This is a genomic window from uncultured Stenotrophomonas sp., assembly GCF_913778665.1.
Lineage (GTDB): Bacteria > Pseudomonadota > Gammaproteobacteria > Xanthomonadales > Xanthomonadaceae > Stenotrophomonas.
In genome coordinates, this window is record NZ_CAJYVQ010000011.1 from 256,713 (window position 1) to 275,373 (window position 18,661).

Sequence of the window (18,661 nt, forward strand, 5' to 3'; positions counted from 1 at the left end):
CAGCGCAGTCGCACGGCGGAAGCGTGGATCAGGGGGCACGCGCTTCGCGGCGGCGATGCACCCAGTAATAGAGCGTCGGCAACACCAGCAGCGTCAGCAGCATCGCCGACAGCAGGCCACCGATCACCACCACCGCCAGCGGCTTCTGGGTCTCGGCGCCGATCGCGTGCGAGGTCGCCATCGGCAGCAGGCCAAACATCGCCAGCAGCGCAGTCATCAGCACCGTGCGCAAGCGCTGCAGCGAACCCTGCACCACTGACTGCAGCAGGTCCATGCCCTGTTCACGCAGCTGGGCGAATCGACTGAGCATGACCACCCCATTCAAGACCGCTTGCCCGAACAAGGCAATGAACCCGATCGCCGCCGACACCGACAGGGGAATGCCGGTCAGCCACAGCGCCAGGATGCCGCCGATCATCGCCAGCGGCACGTTGGCCAGGATCAGCGCCGCACTACTGATGTCCTTGAAGGCATCAAACAGCAGCACGAAGATCAGCAACACCGACAGCGGAATCACCCAGCCCAGCCGCTTCATCGCGCGCTGCTGGTTCTCGAACTCGCCGGACCACTCCAGCCGGTAGCCTTCCGGCATCTGGACGCTGGCGTCCACCCGCTTGCGCATGTCCGCCACCACGCTGCCCATGTCGCGGCCGGCGATGAAGATGCTCACCGCCTTCACCCGCTGCGCGTTCTCGCGTGAGATGTTGATCGCGCCGCTGGCCAAGCGGAAATCGGCCACATCGGACAACGTTACCGTGTGCCCGTCACCGATGCCCACCGGAACCGTGCGCAGTCGCTGCAGGTCGCGGTCGGCATCATCCAGCCGTAACGTGATCGGGAACTTGCGATCACCTTCCCAGAGCTCGCCCACCTGGCGTCCGCCCAGTGCGGTCTCGATCACCTCGTCGATGTCGCGCACGTTCAGGCCATAGCGCGCGGCACGGTCGCGGTCGATCTCGATCTGCAGCTGCGGCAGCGAACCGTCGCGGTCGATGAAGGCGCTCTCCACGCCCTCCACCCCGCGCACCTGGACCAGGATGGCCTGTGCCTGCCGGTTCAACACGTCCAGATCCGAGCCACTGACTTTGATCACCACCTGGCCCTTGATCTGCGAAATGCTCTCCAGAATGTTGTCGCGCACCGGCTGCGAGATCGAAAACTCCGGGCCTGGAATGCGCTGCTCCAGGGTGCGCTGCAGGTCACTGACCAGCTGCCGCTTGTCCACGCCCTTCGGCCACTCCTTCTCCGGCTTCAGCGCTACCAGCGCCTCGATCTGGTTGGCGCCCTTGGCATCGGAGCCGTCCTCCGGGCGGCCGAGCTTGGCCACCACCGTCGACACCTGCGGGAAGGTACCAACCAGCGCGCGGATGCGCCGCGACTGCTGCTGCGCCTCGGCCAGGCTGGTGCTGGGGTCGAGCGTGGCGGTCAGCCAGATCGAGCCCTCGTCCAGCTCGGGCAGGAACTCCGAACCCAGCCGGGTACCCAGTGCCAGCGTACCGACCAGCAGCGCCACCGCGGTCAGCACCACCGCACCGGGACGGGCCAGGGCACGTTCCAGCACCGGCTTGTACCAGCCGGTCAGGCGATCCATCAGTGGATTGCCGTCGCGCATGCGGTCGCGTCGCAGCCACCAGTAGCAGAACAGCGGGACCACGGCCAGCGCCAGGATCAAGGCACCGATCAACGCCGACGTCACCGAGTACGCCATCGGCGCGAACATGCGGCCTTCCTGGCGCTGCAGGGTGAAGATCGGGATGTGCGCGGCGATGATGATCAACATCGAGAAGAACGTCGGCCGCCCCACTTCCGATGCCGCCGAGAGAATGGTCGAGAACCGTGTCTTCCTGTCGGTGCTGGGCGGCAGCTTCGAGAGTCGCGAGACGATGTGCTCGGTCACGATCACCGCGCCATCGATGATGATGCCGAAGTCCATCGCACCCAGTGACAGCAGATTGGCCGGCACGCCCCACAGGTGCAGGCCGAGGAAGGTCGACAGCAGCGCCAACGGCATCATTGCTGCCACGATCAACGCCGCGCGGGCGTTGTACAGGAACAGCCACAGCACCAGGAACACCAGCACCGCACCTTCCAGCAGGTTGCGGAACACCGTCTTCAACGTGGTCGAGACCAGCCAGGAGCGGTCGTAGAACGGCTCGATGCTGACCCCCGACGGCAGCTGGTTCGCCTCGATCTCGGCAATGCGTGCATGCAGGGCGCCAAGCACATCGGACGGATTCTCGCCCTTGCGCATCAGCACCATGCCGAACACTGCGTCATCGTTGTCGTCCTGGCCGACCAGGCCCTGCCGCGGCAGCCCCGTATCGGTGATACCGGCAAGGTCGCGCACCAGGATCGGCGTACCGCCGCGCTGTGCCACCACCACGTTGCCGATGTCGGCCGACGAACGCATCAAACCCACGCCACGGATCAGGAACTGCTGCTGGCCGCGCTCCACATAGCCGCCGCCCGCATTCGAGCTGCCCTTTTCCAGCGCCTCGGCAAACTCACCCAGGCTGATCCCGCGGTCACGCAGCTTGTCCAGGTCCGGCTTGACCTGGAAAGTACGCGCGAAGCCGCCGAAGCTGATCACATCGGCCACGCCTGGCACCGTGCGCAGGCTGCGCTCCATCGTCCATTCCTGCACGGTGCGCAGCTGGGTCGGGGTCAGGTGCGGCCCCTTCAGCACATAGCGGTAGATCTCGCCGACGGCCGAGCTCATCGCCTCCAGCTCCGGCGTCACCCCTTCCGGCAGCTCCACACCCTGCAGCCGCTCCAGCACCTGCTGGCGCGCGAAATAGTCATCCGCCTTGTCGTCGAAGGTCAGGATGATCATCGAAAGGCCAAACTGCGTATGCGAGAACACCCGGACCGAATGCGGGATGCCGGACAACGCCACCTCCAGTGGCATCGTCACCTCGCGCTCCACCTCCTCGGCGGCACGGCCGGGGTGCAGCGACACCACGGTCACCTGGGTGTCGGACACATCCGGGAAGGCTTCCACCGGCAGCACGCGGAACGCGGCGATGCCAGCGCCAATGAACAACAGCAACGCCAGCATCACCATCAACGGCTGGCGCAGGCAATAGTCAATCAGGCGATCGATCATGGCGCGGCGTGCCCCGTGCCGCTGCCTGCCGCTGCTGGTGCGCTGTCCATCAGCTGCTGCAGCAGCAGGCCGCCCTCGACCACCACCTTGCTGCCTGCCGCCAGGCCCTCGCGCACCCACAGGCGGCCATCGCCCAGTTCCTCCGCATGCACCGCGTGGCGCATGAAGCGGCCCTTGCCCTCTTCGACGAACACCACCTGCTTGCCATCAATCAGCAGCACCGCCGCGTCGGGCAGCGAGACACCGCCCTCGGCCGGCAATGCCACGTGCGCACGCACATACTGGCCCGCCTTGAAGCCACGGGCACGGTTGCCCAGCTCGGCGCGTGCCCGCACCACACGGCGTTCGCTGTCGACGAAGTCATCCACGTGCTGCAGCGTGGCCTGCAACGGCGTGCCGTCGGCGCCGCGCACGCTCACCTGCATGCCGGCCTTCAGGCGCCCGGCCAAGCTTTCGGGAACATCGAGCAGCAGCCACAGGCGGTCCGGATCGCCGATCACCGCCAACGGCTGCTCGCTGTCCGGGCTGACCGCCATGCCCGGGCTCATCCGTCGCTCCACCAGTACGCCGTCGATAGGCGCGCGCAGCGGCAAGCGCTGATCGACGTGCTGGCCATTGCCATAGGCCCTGGCGAAGGCGGTCGCGCGCGCGTGATCGGCCTCGCTGCCGGCGAAGTGGGCCTCGGCCTCATCCAGCTCACGACCCGACGCCACACCTGCCGCGTGCAACTCGCGGGTGCGTTGCAGTTCCTTGCGCGCCTGCTGCAGTTCGGCGCGGCCACGTGCGCCCTCAGCCTGGGCCTGGCCGAACTCGGGCGAATTGATCCAGGCGATCACTTGCCCAGCCTTCACTTTCTGCCCCGGCTGCGCCTCGATGCGTGCCACCTGCCCCGGCAGTGGCGTGCGCAACGGGCTGGAGCGGGTCTCGTCCCAGACCACGCGTCCGGGCAGCTGCAGGCGCGCACTGGCATCGGCGGTCACCGTCTCGCTGCGCAGCACATCCAGCTGGCGGCTGCCGGCCGGGAACTGGATCTGGCCGGCACTGACCTGTGGCGCGTCCTCGGTGTACGAGGCCGGTTCGCGAGCGCAGCCGCTGAGCAGGGCCAGCGCCAGCAACGCCGGCAGCACAGCATGTCGCGACTGAGGGCGATGGACGACGGTGGACTTCATCGGGATGCTCCTTCAACAACGGATGTGGCCGCTTCCCAGCGCGCCAGGGCAATGGCATGGTCGGCGCGTGCTTCGATCAGCGCGGCCTCGAAGTCGCGCCAGCTACGCCGCGCATCCAACAGATCGGTCAGGCTGGCGGCGCCGCGGCGGTAGGCCAGCTCGATGCCCTGCACCGCCTTGCGCGCGGCGTCGGCATGCAGGCCTTCATAGTCGGTACGGCGCTGCGCGGCGGCTTGCGCACTGGCCTGTAGCCGGTCCAGTTCGGCATGCGCCTCACGCTGCAGCACCTGAAGTTCCAGCGCGGCAGTGTCCCGATCGGCTTCGGCGCGCTGGATCGCGCCGCGTGCACGCGACGGGCCACCGAGCGGAATGGTCAACGACACGCCCCAGGTGACGCCACTGATATCGGTCGGCTCACGTTCGGCCTCCACGCCCAGCTGGATATCGCGGTGGCGCTCGCTGCGTGCCAGCGCCACGCCGGCATCGGCGGCGGCCAGCCGCGAACGCGCGGCCCGCAGGTCGGCGCGATGCTGCGGAACGAAGGCCCGCACACCGGCCACACCGGTGGCGTCCGGCCACGCGTCATCGGCACTCAGCTCCTCGCTGTCATCGCGGCCGAGCAACAGCCCCAGCGCGTGGCGCGCGTCGCGCAGATCCAGCGCCGCTCCGCGCGCGGCATCGGCCACTGCCAGATCGTCCACCGCCAGTCGCGCGCGGTCGACCGGCGCCATCGCACCGGTGGCCACCTGCTTGTCCGCCGCCGCCATCTGCTCGGCCGAGCTCTGCCGGTTCGCCTCGGCAATCTGCACCCGCTCCTGTGCGCCCTTCAGCCCGAAATAGGCTTCATGCAGTGCCACCTGCTGGCGGCGACGGGTATCGAGCATCTCCAGCGCGGCTACCTGCAGCAATGCATCGGCCTGGCGGATGCGAAGCGCTCGCTTGCCGCCACGCTCCCAGGTCCAGCCCAGGCCCAGCGTGCTGTCCACCCGCTTGTCCTGCCAGCGACCCGTGCCGACGCCATGCTTCGGGCTGATCTTGCTGCTGCCGATCGAAAGCTCGGCTGCCGGGTGCAGCGCGGCGGTCTGCGCATCGCCCTGCACCCCGCGCAGCTCCAGTGCCGCCGCACGCAGGGCCGGGTTGTGGGCGTCCATTGCACGCTGCGCTTCCGCCAGCGACAACGCTGAAGCCATGGGCGCGCACACAAGGGCGGCCAACGCGGCCGCAACATGAAGGGAGAAATTCATGCACGTCACGTTAAGGTGACGCACTTGCGCCAAACTTGCCCCAACCTTGCACGAAGCTTGCAATGCGAATCCTGCTGATCGAAGACGATGCCGCCCTGGCCGATGGGCTGATCCGCGCCCTGCAGGGGGCCGGCCACCTGTGCGACCACCTGTCGCGCGGGCTGCATGCACCGGCGGCACTGGCCAGTGCGCCGTATGATGTGATGGTGCTGGACCTCTCGCTGCCCGACGTGGACGGGCTCGATCTGCTGTCGCGGCTGCGCAACGATGGCGTCACCCTGCCGGTGTTGATCCTTACCGCACGCGACGGCGTGGAGGACCGCATTCTTGGGCTTGACCGCGGTGGCGACGATTACCTCGCAAAACCCTTCGCGCTCGGCGAACTGGAAGCGCGCCTGCGGGCGCTGTCACGCCGGCGCAGCGACGCACCGGCACAGAAGCGGCTCGGCCGCTTGTGCTTCGACAGCATCCGCAACGAAGTGCAGGTGGAGGGGCAGCGCGTCGAGCTGACTGCGCGTGAGCTGGCGCTGGTGGAGTCGCTGATGCAGCACCCCGGTCGCACCGTCACCAAGCAGCGCCTGTTCGACGCGTTGTACAGCTGGGACCACGATGCCAACCTGTCGGTGATCGAGGTGCATGTAAGCCGCCTGCGCCGCAAGCTGGAGCAGGCTCGCGCTGGCGTGGGCATCCGCATGCTGCGCGGCCTCGGCTATCGCCTGGAGGCCGGCGGTGACTGAGCGCGTGCACAGCCTGCGTGGCCTGCTGCTGCGCCGCCTGTGGTTGCCGCTGCTGGTGCTGATGCTGTGCAGCGCGGTCGGCTCGTTCGCGCTGGCCCGCTTCTACGCCGGCCAGGTCTACGACCGCTGGCTGCTGGACTCGGCGATGTCCTTGTCCGAGCTGGTTAAAGTCCAGGACGGCCACGCGTCCATCGAGATCACCCCAGCGGTCTCGCGCATGTTCACCTGGGATACCGCCGACGAAGTGCATGGCGAGGTGGTCGATGCCACGGGCCGGCGGCTGTATGGCGATCTGCCCGAGGCCTTGCCGCGTCCAGCGGTCGCCGCCGATGGCAACGACGCGGTCTACTATGATGCACGCCTGCGCGGCCAGGCGGTACGCATGGTGGAAGTGGTGGTCAGCGCCGGGCCCGGCCATGAGATCCGCCTGCGCGTGGCCGAGACATTGCGCAAGCGCCATCGGCTGGAACGCAAACTGTTGATGACCAGCATTCCCTTCCAGGCCGCGATTCTGGCACTCGCTGCATGGCTGGCCTGGTCCGGCACCGGCGCGGCAGCGCGCCACGCCAATCAGGTCGCCCGGCGACTGGCCAGCCCGCGACCGGACCCGCTTGCACCTCTGGACCCGCAGCAGGAGGCACCGCGCGAGCTGTGGCCCGCGGTGGAGGCCTACAACGCCCTGCTGCAGCGGCTGGATGCAATGCAGGCGGCGCAGCGGCGCTTCGTCAGCAATGCCGCGCACCAGCTGCGCACGCCGTTGGCAGCCATGCAGGTGGAGCTGGAAAGTTCGCTGCGCCAGCACGATCCGCAGGCGCAGCAGCTGGCCTTGTCCGGCACCCTGGCTGGGTTGTCGCGGCTGCAGCACCTGGTCAACCAGCTGTTGCTGCTCAGCCGTTCGGAGGATGCACGGGGTGCTTCCTTGCCGCTACAGGTGCTGGACCTGGCCACGCTGGCGCGCACCGTGGTCGAGCGCTATGCCGACCGGGCGTTGGCTGCCGGGGTGGATCTGGGCTACGAGGGGCCGGACGAAGGGGTCCCGGTGCGGGGTGATGCACCGTTGCTGCGCGAGGCCCTGGGCAATCTACTGGACAACGCGCTGCGCTATGGCGCCGTGCGCGGAATGATCACCCTGGCAGTGCAATGCGACGACGACGGTGTGCAGGTCTGGGTGGATGATGATGGAGCCGGCATCGACGAAGCCGAGCGTGGCCGCGTCACGGAACGCTTCTACCGCGCCAGCAGCCAGGGCGATGGCTGCGGCCTCGGCCTGGCCATCGTGGCCGAGATCGCGCAGCGGCATGGTGCCGCGTTGGAGATCGGCAGTGCGCCGATGGGTGGCGCACGGGTGGGAATGCAGTTCATCACCCGGTAGAGGCGCGTCCATGCTCGGCTGCTTCTGGCGCGGTGCCAGAGCCGGGCATGGCCCGGCGCTACCGTTTCGGCGTTGACATCGAATACGGCGCCTGCGCCCCCTGCCCCGGCCATTCCTTGTTCGGTTCGGCCTGCATGGTGAAGGTCAGTTCGCCGCCGGCCAGGATCTCCTCATGGCGCAGGAAGGTGCGCTGCAGCGGCTTGCCGTTGAGGCTCACGCTGCCCACATAGGTGTGCTTGTCGTCCAGGCCGTTGGCCACGATGGTGAACGTCTTGCCGTTCGACAGGCGCATCGCGGTCTTCGGCAGGAACGGACGGCCCAGGATGTACTCGCCCGATCCCGGTGCTACCGGATAGAAGCCCAGCGCCGTGAACACGTACCACGCCGACATCTGGCCAACGTCGTCGTTGCCGGCCAGGCCATCGGGGCGGTCGGCGTACTGCGTGTCCATGATCTGCTTCAGGCGGGCCTGAGTGCGCCACGGCTGTCCGGCGTACGAGTACAGGTAGGCCACGTGGTGGCTGGGCTCGTTGCCGTGCGCATACCAGCCGATCAGGCCGGTGATGTCTTCCATGTGCTCGAAGATGGACGGATCGACCTTGGCGTTGAACACCTCGTCGAGCCGCGCCAGCAGCTTGTCGCTGCCGCCGTGCGCTGCGGCCAGCCCGGCCACGTCCTGCGGCACATACCAGGAATACTGCCAGGCATTGCCTTCGGTGTAGTCGGTGCCGTAACCGCTGGCACTCGGGTCGAACGGCGTGCGGAAGCTGCCATCGCGCTTGCGCGCGCGCATGAAGCCGGTGTCCTTGTCGAACGCATTGCGCCAGTTGCCGGCACGCTTGTCGAAGGTGGTGGCGACGTCGGTCTTGCCCATCGCCTGCGCCATGCGCGCGATGGTCCAGTCATCGAAGGCATATTCCAGCGTCTTGCTGGCGGCCTCGCCCTCCTCGTCGATCGGCACGTAGCCCAGCTCGCGATACTGCGCGATGCCGTCGTAGGGACCGTAGTTGGCCGTCTCGACCATGGCCTTCAGCGCCTTGTCGGCGTCGAAGCCACGGATGCCCTTGACGTAGGCATCGGCGATCACCGGCACCGCGTGGTAGCCGATCATGCACCAGTCTTCCAGGCCGTGGAACGACCACACCGGCAGCATGCCGTAGGGGCTGTGGTCGTGGTGGGCCAGCATCGAGTTGATGAAATCGCTGTTGCGCTTCTCAGGCTGTACCAGGGTCAGCAAGGGATGCAGGGCGCGGTAGGTATCCCACAGCGAGAAGGTCGAGTAGTTGGTGTAGCCCTCGGCCTTGTGCACGGCATTGTCGGCGCCGCGATACTGGCCGTCGGCATCCATGAACAGCGTCGGCCCCAGCAGGGTGTGGTACAGCGCGGTGTAGGCGCTGCGGCGCGCATGTTCGGGTGCGTCGATGTCGAGCACCGACAGCGCCTTGGTCCACTCCTGCTTCGCCTGCGCACGCACATGGTCGAAGTCGAAGTCGGCCACTTCTGCGTCGAGATTGGCGATGGCGCCGGCCTCGCTGACCGGCGAGATCGCGACCTTCACGATCAGCGGCGCGTCCAGCTTGCCGAAATCGAAGGTGCCGACCAGCTGCCGGCCCTCGATCTGTGCCCGCTGCTTCGGGTCCTTCTCACCCGGGGGCGCGAAGCCCTTGTAGACGATGTCCTTCTCGGTGCTGTGCAGCGCGTGGCTGGCCAGCGGCCGCGAGAAGCGCATCGCGAAATACAGCTGGCGGCCGGCCGCCCAGCCGCGCGTTTCGCGGAAACCGGTGACCGTGCCGTCGTCGCGAACGCGCACCCGCGACCACAGGATCTTGCCCGGGTAGTCGTACATGCTGGTGCGCATGTCCACCAGCATCTTCGCGTCGGTACCCTTGGGGAAGGTATAGCGATGCACGCCGACGCGGGCGCTGGTGGTCAACTCGGCGCGCACCTTGTAATCGTCGAGGGTGACAGCGTAGTAGCCCGGCTCGGCCTTCTCGTCGTCATGGCGGAAGCGCGAGGCATAGCCGCTGCGCGGCTTTTCCGGATCGCCGCGTTCCAGGCCGGGCTCGCCCGTGAACGGCATCACCAGGATGTCGCCCAGGTCCGAGTGGCCGGTGCCGGAGAAATGCGTGTGCGAGAAGCCGACGATGCTGCTGTCGTCGTAACGGTAGCCGGCGGCCCAACCGTAGGCCTTTTCGCGCGGCTGGATGCGCGTGTCCGGGCTGAGCTGGACCATGCCGAACGGCACGGTTGCACCCGGGTAGGTATGCCCTTCCCCGCCGGTGCCGATGAAGGGATCGACCGCGGCATAGGCCTTGTCGGCGGCGGTCTTGGCGGGAGCGGCAGCGGCGACGCCGGTGGCGAGCATCGCCCCGGCGGCGACAGCGATAAGGAGACGACGGTCCAGCGTCGGCATCGGTATTTGGATCGATTCAGGTGGTGTCGGGATCGTAGCACTGGAACCGGCGTGGCCGCATGTTGCGGTGCAGCTGAATGAACGCCGTCGCGCGGCGGCGCGTCGGCTGCGGAATGCAATTAATTGGATGGAATACAGCCCGGGAGCGGACGAAACTGTCGCCCTGCCGTAAGCGACAGCAACGCTTTGTGGCGCAACTGATTGACGCAATGGAGTCGATTCCCCGTCGCTAAACGCCTTTACGTTTCACGCTCATTTCACGCCGGATCCGCATGGTGCTAACGCTGACGAAGTGAATGCGCAGTTCCTGGAGTTTCCCCTCAAAGGAGTCTGTCATGCAGACCGCCGTTCGCAGTGCCCTCCGTCAACGCGCCACTGGCGCCCTGCCGTCAATCACTCCCTGGCCGTGCGCGTGCCTTACGGCCAGGCTCATGCAGCGTGCCCCGCGCACCGACCCCGTCGCCCGTACGGACGGCAGCGCCGCTGTCGTCCCCCAGCCGGACTGATCCGCGGCCCACGGCACGTCTTGGTGGCGGACCGGCCGCCGACGCCTGCCCTCTTGTGCCTTTCGATGCCGCGACGCGTCGTCGTGCACCCACGCCTCCCATCTGGAATCCATCCCTACTGGAGTTCTCCAATGATGCCTACTACCGCCAACACCCTCTCCATCGCCATTTCGGCCAGCCTGCTGCTGGTAGCCGGTGCTGGCCATGCTGCTGCGCTCGCACCAGGCCAAAGCGCAACTGTGCAGCCAGGCGATCCCGCCCAGACATGGACCATGAATGGCGCCCGTCTTGAGGTGCGCCCCGGCGGGCAGACGCTGCAGATCGTTGCACAAAGTTCTTCGAACGTGATTCTGGATGGAGCGCAGGTTTCTTCCTCAGGACCCGACATTGCTGTTGACCTGCGCAACAGCAACGCTGAAATCAGTGACACGACCATTGTGAACAGCGTGGGTCGCGCGCTTTCGCTCGGCCACCTCGGCGTCGGCGGGTCACTACCAGCTTCCACAGCGACGATCCGGCGCAGCACGCTGACGGGGCTGGGTCTGGGGGCAAGCGTCACTTCGGATGACCCCACTCAACGGGCAGTTCTTGTCCTGGACGCAACGCGTGCCGAGGGACTGGCCGACGCCGGCAACGTCGGGCCACTGGCCGGCAATGGTCTGCTGCTGATCGGAACTGCCGATATCGACATCCAGAACGGCAGCACGGTCATCGGCGACCAGAATGGCATCTACGCCATTGATACCGACGTGGGCGGCGCCTCGGAAATGAACATCGACAGCTCCCGGGTAGAGGGCCGTACTGCGGCCGCCATCCACGTTGCTCCCTCGCGTGGTGCAGGTTATCCGCCCTCGAACGTGGTCTTCAATGTACGCAACAACAGCCAGCTGGTCGGTGGAGATGGCAACCTCCTCTCCGTCGAAGCGTCTGACGCGACGATCGGCCTGAACGTCGACAATTCACGCCTGACCGGAAACATCATCAACACCGTCGGCAGCACGCTCGACGTTGCCTTCCGCAATGGCGCCAGCCTCATCGGCACCACGCGCGACATCACCTCCATGTCGCTGGACAACGCCCGCTGGCAGATGAGTGGCAACAGCAGCACGGGCAGCCTGTCTCTGGGCAGTGGCAGCGAGCTGGCGCTGGGCGATGGGTCGGCCTTCCACACCCTCAACGTGTCCGGCAACTTCACCGGCGCCGATGGCACCCTGCTGTTCAACACCGTGCTGGCCGGCGACGATGCGGCCACCGACAAGCTGGTCATCGGCGGCGACACCAGCGGCACCGCCAACGTGCGCGTCAACAACGTCGGCGGCGCGGGCGCGCAGACGGTCAACGGCATCGAACTGATCACCGTGGCCGGCGCCTCCAACGGCCAGTTCAACCTGGCCGGCCGCGCGGTCGGCGGCCAGTACGAGTACTTCCTGCACAAGGGCAATGGTGCCGACGGCAACTGGTACCTGCGCTCGCAGCTGCCGACCCAGCCGGACCCGTGCGTGATCGATCCCAGCCTGCCCGAGTGCAACCCGGAAGTTCCCGAGCCGGTGCTGCGCCCCGAGCCCGGCGCGTACCTGGCCAACCTGCAGGCCGCGCAGACGATGTTCCGCCTCGGCTACCACGATCGCCATGCTGGACAGAATGCGGGTCGCGCCTGGGCCCGCGTAGACGGTTCTCGCAACGGCTTCGATGCGGTCAGCCAGCAGCTGGACATCCGTGGCAACAGCCAGGCGCTGACCGCAGGTGCCGATCTGTGGCGCCACGATTCGGGCAGCAGCGTGGGCGTGATGCTGTCCACCGGCAATGCCAGCAGCACCTCCACCAACGAGCTGACCGGCTACTACGCGCGCGGCAAGGTGAAGGGCGAGGCGCTGGGCCTGTATGGCACGTGGCGCGGCGGCAATGGCGCCGATCCGTATGCGGGGTTCTACGTGGATGGCTCTGTGCAGCGTGCGCAGTTCCGCAACCGTGTGGAAGGCATCGGTCTGGCCACCGAACGCTACGACAGCCGCGCCTGGCAGGGTGCGGTGGAGACCGGCTATGCCTTCCGCGTGGGCGGTGCCAGCAACGGCGGCATCTATCTGGAACCGCAGTTGCAGGTGGGCTACAGCCGCTGGGATGACTATCGCCACACCGAAACCAACGGCACCGTGGTCGGTGCCGAGAATGCCGATGGCCTGTTCGGGCGCGCCGGCGTGCGCCTGTCCGGCGTGACCCGCTGGCGCAATGGTGTTGCCGAAGTGCAGCCCTACTTGGCCGCCAATTGGCTGCATACCCGCGCCGAGTCGCAGATCAGCATGGACGGCGAGGTGGTGGATGCACGCATCCCGCGCAGCCGCGGCGAGTTCAGTTTCGGTGCTTCGGTGAAGTTCGGCAGCGGTGTGGGCATCTGGGCCGGCATCGCGCGGCAGCAGGGCCAGGGCTACCACCAGACCAGCGCGCAGCTGGGGGTGAATTACCGCTGGTGAGGCGTATGGACATCGGGCCGTCGCACGGAGGCGGCGGCCGGTGGAAGGCCTGCATGTGGTGCCGGCCAATGGCCGACACTCCCTGTTTCAATCCGGGAGCGCGGCCGCCAGGCTCTGGAGGTCGGCCATGGTCTGCGGCCTCACTACACGGGCGACTTCGGTACCGTCATGCAGCAGCACGGCCGTAGGCCACAGCTTGACCTTGAATGCGCGACCCAGCGGCCGGCCTTTGCCGTCCTCAACCTTCAGGTGCAGCAGTTCGTGTGCATCCACGAACTGCTGCAGTGCCGGCTGTGCGGCCTGACAGTGACCGCACCACGGGGCGCCGAATTCCAGCAGCAACCACCCCGGGATGCCCTCGACATCCGCCAGCGGCGGCTCAATGGCGGCGTGGTCGCGCAGGAACGGCATGGCCGTCAGGCGGCCAGAGCGCGCTGGATATCATCCAGCGGGGCGTTGGTCAGATCCTTGGCCAGATCGTGCAACAAACGTGCCTGCGCTTCCTTGTGCAGCAGCGGACGAATGCGGCCCAGCGTGGTCGGGTCGGCCACCAGCACGAAATGCGCATAGCGGCCATGCAGTGCGTCGTCGTTGATCTGCTCGGCCACCTGCTTTGCAAACGTGGCCTCGTTCAACTGCGACGGTGACATGTCCGGCGGTACCGAGCCCGATGGGCCCTGGCCGGACACGCCTTCGGCGCTCAGGTCCTGCAGCGTCAGCTCGCCCTGCTGCTTGAGGGTCAACGTGTGGTCGCTGCCGACGTTGGTGAAGACACGCGCAGAGCCGCCGTTGGCCACGATGATCAAGGTACCTTCTGGAATGCGTTGGGTCATGGTCTGCTCCTGTGGTGTGCAGGTCAACCGTAGAAGCGCGCTTGTCATCAGCGTGACCACGCGCCGTGGATGCGGCGTCATCGTGTTCATCCTGCGGGCGAAACACGTGGAAAACCGCGCGGAACACCGGGTCCGGTCGCGCCCGCTTCGCTGCACGCTCACGGCGGTGCCGGTATGATGGCGTGATGATCGACACGAAGCACTACGTAACGGGTGTACCGGTTACGTGGGAAGCACTGCCGACCGGCGCTTCGCTTTCCACGCCTGCACCCGCCCTGGAACTCCACTGCCGCGCACTGGATCCTGGCGGATGACACCCGCAGGACCTTGGTCCGCCTGACCCCTCGGCGCACCTGCCCCGCACTCTCCTGACTGCAGCGCCTGCCGCGCCACCGCCAGCGGTGCCGGAGCATGGCATCGCGCGTTTTCACTGCGCAGGCAGTGCCTGGCCGTGCCTGGCGTCCGCCGGCGCGCATTTCCGGCCGTGATGGCCCACCACTCCGATGCCCTGCGCCTGTTGCGCCAGCATCGCCGTTTCCGATTTCCGGGACACACCACACCGCCCCATTCCCCACACACCACGCTACCAAGGGAGCCCCCATGCAGGACACACCCGAGGCACATGCCCATTTCGGCTGGTTCAAACGTCGCCGCCACCTGAAGGTCGATGAGATCACCGTTGTCGACAAGCCCATGCTCAAGCGCGCCGTCGGCGCCGCTGCGCTGGGCAATGCCATGGAGTGGTTCGACTTCGGTGTCTACGGCTATCTCGCCGTCACCATCGGCCAGGTGTTTTTCCCCTCCAGCAATCCCACCGCGCAGGTGATCGCCGCGTTCGCGACGTTCACGGTGGCTTTCCTGGTGCGGCCGCTGGGCGGCCTGGTGTTCGGCCCGTTGGGGGATCGCTATGGCCGTCAGAAGGTGCTGGCGTTCACCATGATCCTGATGGCGCTGGGCACCTTCTCCATCGGTCTGATTCCCTCGTACGAGCGCATCGGCATCTGGGCGCCGGTGCTGTTGCTGCTGGCGCGCGTGGTGCAGGGCTTTTCCACCGGCGGTGAGTATGGCGGTGCGGCGACCTTCATCGCCGAGTATTCCACCGACCGCAACCGTGGTTTGATGGGCAGCTGGCTGGAGTTCGGCACGCTGGGCGGCTACATCGCTGGTGCCGGCACGGTGACCGCGCTGCACATGTTGCTCAGTAGCGACCAGATGCTGGACTGGGGTTGGCGCATTCCGTTCCTGGTGGCCGGCCCGCTGGGCCTGCTGGGCCTGTACATGCGCATGAAACTGGAGGAAACCCCGGCCTTCCGTGCCTTCGCCGAGGAAGCCGAGAAGCGCGAGCATGATCGCCCCGGGCTGGCTGCGCTGTTCCAGGTGCATGGCCGCCAGCTGCTGGTGTGCATGGGCCTGGTGCTGGTGTTCAACGTGACCGACTACATGCTGCTGACCTACATGCCCAGCTACCTGAGCGTGACGATGGGCTATGCCGAGAGCAAGGGCCTGCTGCTGATCATCATCGTGATGCTGGTGATGATGCCGTTGAACATCGTCGGCGGCTTGTTCAGTGACCGGCTGGGCCGTCGGCCGATGATCATCGGCGCGTGCATCGCGCTGCTGGTGCTGGCGGTACCGTGCCTGCTGCTGGTGGGCAGTGGCAATGACTGGCTGATCTTCCTTGGGCTGATGCTGCTGGGCCTGGCGCTGGTGTGCTTCACCAGCTCGATGCCGTCCACGCTGCCGGCGCTGTTCTATACCCCGGTGCGCTACAGCGCGCTCTCGATCGCGTTCAATGTGTCGGTGTCATTGTTTGGTGGCAGCACGCCGCTGGTGACCGCCTGGCTGGTGGAGCGTACCGGCAACCCGCTGGTGCCGGCCTACTACCTGATGGGCGCGGCGGTGATCGGATTGGTGACGATGCTGTTCGTGAAGGAAACCGCCGGCTTGCCGCTGCGCGGTTCACCGCCGGCAGTGGGCAGCGAGAAGGAAGCGGCGGCGTTGTTGAAGAGCGATGTGCCGGTGACGGTGGACCCGGCGTTGCCGCCGTTGCCGGAAGGTGGCGAGCCGCAGGCCGAACGTTCCGTGTAGAGCCGAGCCGACGCTCGGCTGCTTTTCGAGCGTTCAGCCGAGCATGGGCGCGGCGATACGTCATCCACGCGTGGCGTGGACCTACCCGGCGGTGTTCAACGCCATCGCGCGCATGACGATGGGCTTGGCCCAGTCCGGGGTGTGCAGCAGTTCGGCCACCGAGACCGGGTACTGCAGCTGGCCATTGGCCATCGCCAGCACCGGCAGCGGTTCGACACAGCCCTCGGCATCGGCCGGGGCGCTGTTGTCGTACACGTGCAGTTCGGCCAGGTGCGGCAACAGCGCCAGCAGGTTCTCGCGTGCCGAGTCGAAGCGGGCGTGGATCTTCTCGACCGGAATGTCATGCCCGCCCGCCGCCACCCGCGCGGCAACGCGGGCAATGTGCAGCTCCACCGATGCCAGCCCGCAGAACCAGATCGCCACCTGGTGCTGTGTGCAGGCCTCACGCAGCAGCCGCGGAATGGTGTTGCCGCCCAGCGTGGTCTCGAATGCGAAGTCGGTGCCATCGGCCATCGCCTGGCGCAGGCGCCGCGTGCCTTCCTGCCATGCCTCGGCATTGGCCTCGGGCAGCGGCCGGCCAGCCTCGACCAGGCGGCGGGTGAACGAATCCGGGTTGAACCAGCTCAGCCCTTCGGCTTCCAGCCAGGTGCCCAGCAGCGAGCTCTTGCCGGCACCATTGACGCCGGCCAGCACCAGGATCCGCGCCATCGGTCAGAGCGGACGGCCGAGGGTGACCCTGCGGCCGCGCCGGATCGGCTGGCCCAGCACCTTGCCCAGCCCTTCGCCCTGCTGCAGGCTGGCCAGGGCCTGATCGAACTCGATGCGCAGCCGCTGCAGTTCCTCGCTGCGTTCACCAGCATCCCCGCCAGCCGCCTTGGCCAGCAGCTCCTGGTAGGTGCGGATGTCCACGATCACCGCTTCGGGGTGATTGTGGTTGGTGATGACCAGCGCCTGCTTTTCACGCACGGTGCGCATCAGGCTCGGCCAGCCGCGGGTCTTCACCGACGAGGCCGGGGCCTTCTCAAGGCCAGGCAGATCCAGCGGCAGGGTCATGACACGGCTCCAGGCAGGAAAGATTGAGGCCATTATCCCCAATTTGGCCCAATTGGGAATAAATGCGCGTTCAGGCCCCTGCCCGGCCGTTCAGGCCCGCGGCGCGTCGGTCTGCAACAGGCTGTCGCGTTGCCGCAGCGGGAAGCGGATCCACGCGTCCACCCCCTCGGGACCGAAGCGCAGCTCGCCGCTGCCGGCCAGTTCGTAGGGGACGCGCTGCTCGATCAGCGCCCGCCCAAGGCCACGTTGCTGCGGCAGTTCCCAGCCGTCGATCGCGGCATGACGCTCGCACCAGTGCAGGCCCAGCCAAGGCCCGCCGTCCTGCACCTGCAGGTGCCAAGTGACATCGATACGACCGTCTTCATGGGTCAGCGCGCCATGCCGCAATGCGTTACTGGCCAACTCGTGGATCGCTAGTGACAGCACCTCGGCGGCCTTCGGCGGCAGCAGCACGTCCTCGCCCTGCAACCGATAGGCGGCTGCCGCGGGTGTCTGCGCCGCAATCTCTTCGTCCAGCATGCCGCGCAGGGAGACGCCGGCATTGGCGCCCCGGGTCAGCAGGCTCTGCGTGCGCGCCAGCGACATCAGCCGCGCGCACAGCCGTTCGGCGTAGTCATCCACGCTGCCGACCGACTCGCGGGTGCGCCAGGCAATGGCATGGATGGTCGACATGATGTTGCGCACGCGGTGCTGCAGTTCGGCCAGCAACACCGCCTGGCGCTCGGTGGCACGCTTGAGGTCGTCGATGTCCACCGCAATGGCGAATACACCACTGACCTCACCGTCGCCATCGCGCAGTGGCGCCGCCGCCACCCGCGTCCAGCGCGCTCGGCCATCGTCGTGCAGGTACTGGAACTCCAGCCCTGGCACCAGCGTTTCGCCGCGCATGGCGCGCGCGATGGCGAAGTCCTGGGGTTCGATCAGCGTGCCGTCCGCGTGCCAGCCGCGCCAGCGATACTGGTTCTCGGCGTCGGCCGACGGCACCTTGCCGCTCGGCAGATAGCCGCGCATCTGGTCATTACTGAGCAGCATGCGCCCCTGCATATCGACGATGCACAGCCCTACGGGCAGCAGCTTGAAGGCCAGCTCCAGGCGCCGCTCGCTCTCGCGCCGGCGCTGCTCCTCGCGATCGCGGGCCAGCAGCGCCTTGTGCGCCGCCGTGGTCTCGAACATGGTCACCAGCACCCCGTTGATGTGGCCGTCATCGCCACGGATCGGGCTGTAGCTGATCGTGAACCACACGTCCTGCAGTTGCCCGTGACGGACCAGCGGGTACAGCTTGTCCGCGAAAGTGAACGTCTCGCCCTGCCAGACGCGGGCGTACAGCGGGCCGTTGATGTGCCACACCTCGGGCCAGCACTCGCGCGTCGGCTGCCCGAGCCCCCCGGGATGCTTATCGGCCAACACTTCGGCATAACCATCGTTGTACAGCTGCACCAGCTGCTCGCCCCACAGCACGATCATCGGGAAGCCGTGGGCCAGCATCAGGTCGACGGTAGCGCGCAAGTGCGGCGGCCAGCCCTCGATGGCGCCCAGCGGTGTACCCGCCCAGTCATGGCGGGCGATACGCGCGGCCATGCCCTCGTGACGCGCCTGCGCGTGCATCGCTGGCGGCATCGCCGCACGCGGGTTCGCGACGTGGATGCCTTGGCTCGACCGCGCCATGCCGCGC

The 18,661-nt window shown here is 67.2% G+C and carries 13 protein-coding genes; 4 read left to right on the plus strand and 9 right to left on the minus strand.

Annotated features, from left to right (window positions below; genetic code table 11):
- Positions 1-28 precede the first annotated feature (28 nt).
- From QZ853_RS16500 to QZ853_RS16510, 3 genes are read right to left on the minus strand one after another with little or no spacing between them, the layout of a single operon-like run.
- On the minus strand, positions 29-3,106 hold the full coding sequence (locus tag QZ853_RS16500) for a CusA/CzcA family heavy metal efflux RND transporter (RefSeq protein WP_295575466.1): 3,078 nt from the start codon (positions 3,104-3,106) through the stop codon (positions 29-31).
- Entirely contained in the window at positions 3,103-4,275 is a 1,173-nt protein-coding gene (locus QZ853_RS16505; RefSeq protein ID WP_295575469.1) for an efflux RND transporter periplasmic adaptor subunit, read from the minus strand. The genes QZ853_RS16500 and QZ853_RS16505 overlap by 4 nt, the downstream gene beginning before the upstream one ends.
- The gene (locus QZ853_RS16510) at positions 4,272-5,519 is read right to left on the minus strand and encodes a TolC family protein (RefSeq protein ID WP_345777909.1); all 1,248 of its coding nucleotides are present in this window, start codon (positions 5,517-5,519) and stop codon (positions 4,272-4,274) included. Before QZ853_RS16510 ends, QZ853_RS16505 begins: the two co-directional genes overlap by 4 nt.
- A 62-nt stretch (positions 5,520-5,581) precedes the next feature.
- On the opposite strand from QZ853_RS16510, the gene QZ853_RS16515 reads away from it, so the two are divergent.
- Positions 5,582-6,256 carry a response regulator gene (locus tag QZ853_RS16515; RefSeq protein WP_295575475.1) on the plus strand — a complete coding sequence of 225 codons (675 nt, stop codon included), beginning with the start codon at positions 5,582-5,584 and terminating at the stop codon, positions 6,254-6,256.
- On the plus strand, positions 6,249-7,628 hold the full coding sequence (locus QZ853_RS16520) for a sensor histidine kinase (protein WP_295575478.1): 1,380 nt from the start codon (positions 6,249-6,251) through the stop codon (positions 7,626-7,628). The genes QZ853_RS16515 and QZ853_RS16520 overlap by 8 nt, the downstream gene beginning before the upstream one ends.
- Positions 7,629-7,686: 58 nt before the next feature.
- On the opposite strand, the gene QZ853_RS16525 is transcribed toward QZ853_RS16520, so the two are convergent.
- Positions 7,687-10,047: a GH92 family glycosyl hydrolase gene (locus QZ853_RS16525; RefSeq protein ID WP_295576312.1), complete on the minus strand. Its 2,361-nt coding sequence runs from the start codon at positions 10,045-10,047 to the stop codon at positions 7,687-7,689.
- 946 nt (positions 10,048-10,993) lie between these two features.
- On the opposite strand from QZ853_RS16525, the gene QZ853_RS16530 reads away from it, so the two are divergent.
- Positions 10,994-13,015 carry an autotransporter outer membrane beta-barrel domain-containing protein gene (locus QZ853_RS16530; protein WP_295575481.1) on the plus strand — a complete coding sequence of 674 codons (2,022 nt, stop codon included), beginning with the start codon at positions 10,994-10,996 and terminating at the stop codon, positions 13,013-13,015.
- A gap of 87 nt (positions 13,016-13,102) precedes the next feature.
- Here the strand turns inward: QZ853_RS16530 and QZ853_RS16535 are convergent, their stop codons facing one another.
- Together QZ853_RS16535 and QZ853_RS16540 are read right to left on the minus strand one after the other, a co-directional pair.
- The gene (locus QZ853_RS16535; RefSeq protein WP_295575485.1) at positions 13,103-13,426 is read right to left on the minus strand and encodes a thioredoxin family protein; all 324 of its coding nucleotides are present in this window, start codon (positions 13,424-13,426) and stop codon (positions 13,103-13,105) included.
- A gap of 5 nt (positions 13,427-13,431) precedes the next feature.
- Complete coding sequence (locus tag QZ853_RS16540; RefSeq protein ID WP_295568921.1) at positions 13,432-13,848, minus strand: host attachment family protein; 417 nt, start codon at positions 13,846-13,848, stop codon at positions 13,432-13,434.
- A gap of 600 nt (positions 13,849-14,448) precedes the next feature.
- Here QZ853_RS16540 and proP point away from each other — a divergent pair.
- A complete protein-coding gene (gene proP, locus QZ853_RS16545) occupies positions 14,449-15,936 on the plus strand; it encodes a glycine betaine/L-proline transporter ProP (protein ID WP_295575488.1) in 1,488 nt (495 codons plus the stop codon).
- An 81-nt stretch (positions 15,937-16,017) separates the two neighbouring features.
- On the opposite strand, the gene QZ853_RS16550 is transcribed toward proP, so the two are convergent.
- From QZ853_RS16550 to QZ853_RS16560, 3 genes are all read right to left on the minus strand, one after another.
- The gene (locus QZ853_RS16550; RefSeq protein WP_295575491.1) at positions 16,018-16,644 is read right to left on the minus strand and encodes an AAA family ATPase; all 627 of its coding nucleotides are present in this window, start codon (positions 16,642-16,644) and stop codon (positions 16,018-16,020) included.
- A gap of 3 nt (positions 16,645-16,647) precedes the next feature.
- Positions 16,648-16,989, minus strand: coding sequence for a type II toxin-antitoxin system prevent-host-death family antitoxin (locus tag QZ853_RS16555; protein WP_295575495.1), 342 nt, complete (start codon positions 16,987-16,989; stop codon positions 16,648-16,650).
- A gap of 90 nt (positions 16,990-17,079) precedes the next feature.
- The gene (locus QZ853_RS16560; protein ID WP_295575497.1) at positions 17,080-18,654 is read right to left on the minus strand and encodes a PAS domain-containing protein; all 1,575 of its coding nucleotides are present in this window, start codon (positions 18,652-18,654) and stop codon (positions 17,080-17,082) included.
- Positions 18,655-18,661: the final 7 nt, after the last annotated feature.

What these genes read in the sequence shown, in the direction of transcription:
- QZ853_RS16515 (WP_295575475.1), top strand. Translation starts at nt 5,582, where the DNA reads ATGCGAATCCTGCTGATCGAAGACGATGCCGCCCTGGCCGATGGGCTG.
- QZ853_RS16535 (WP_295575485.1), bottom strand. Translation starts at nt 13,426, where the DNA reads ATGCCGTTCCTGCGCGACCACGCCGCCATTGAGCCGCCGCTGGCGGAT.
- QZ853_RS16555 (WP_295575495.1), bottom strand. Translation starts at nt 16,989, where the DNA reads ATGACCCTGCCGCTGGATCTGCCTGGCCTTGAGAAGGCCCCGGCCTCG.
- QZ853_RS16550 (WP_295575491.1), bottom strand. Translation starts at nt 16,644, where the DNA reads ATGGCGCGGATCCTGGTGCTGGCCGGCGTCAATGGTGCCGGCAAGAGC.
- QZ853_RS16510 (WP_345777909.1), bottom strand. Translation starts at nt 5,519, where the DNA reads ATGAATTTCTCCCTTCATGTTGCGGCCGCGTTGGCCGCCCTTGTGTGC.
- proP (WP_295575488.1), top strand. Translation starts at nt 14,449, where the DNA reads ATGCAGGACACACCCGAGGCACATGCCCATTTCGGCTGGTTCAAACGT.
- QZ853_RS16540 (WP_295568921.1), bottom strand. Translation starts at nt 13,848, where the DNA reads ATGACCCAACGCATTCCAGAAGGTACCTTGATCATCGTGGCCAACGGC.
- QZ853_RS16560 (WP_295575497.1), bottom strand. Translation starts at nt 18,654, where the DNA reads ATGGCGCGGTCGAGCCAAGGCATCCACGTCGCGAACCCGCGTGCGGCG.
- QZ853_RS16500 (WP_295575466.1), bottom strand. Translation starts at nt 3,106, where the DNA reads ATGATCGATCGCCTGATTGACTATTGCCTGCGCCAGCCGTTGATGGTG.
- QZ853_RS16505 (WP_295575469.1), bottom strand. Translation starts at nt 4,275, where the DNA reads ATGAAGTCCACCGTCGTCCATCGCCCTCAGTCGCGACATGCTGTGCTG.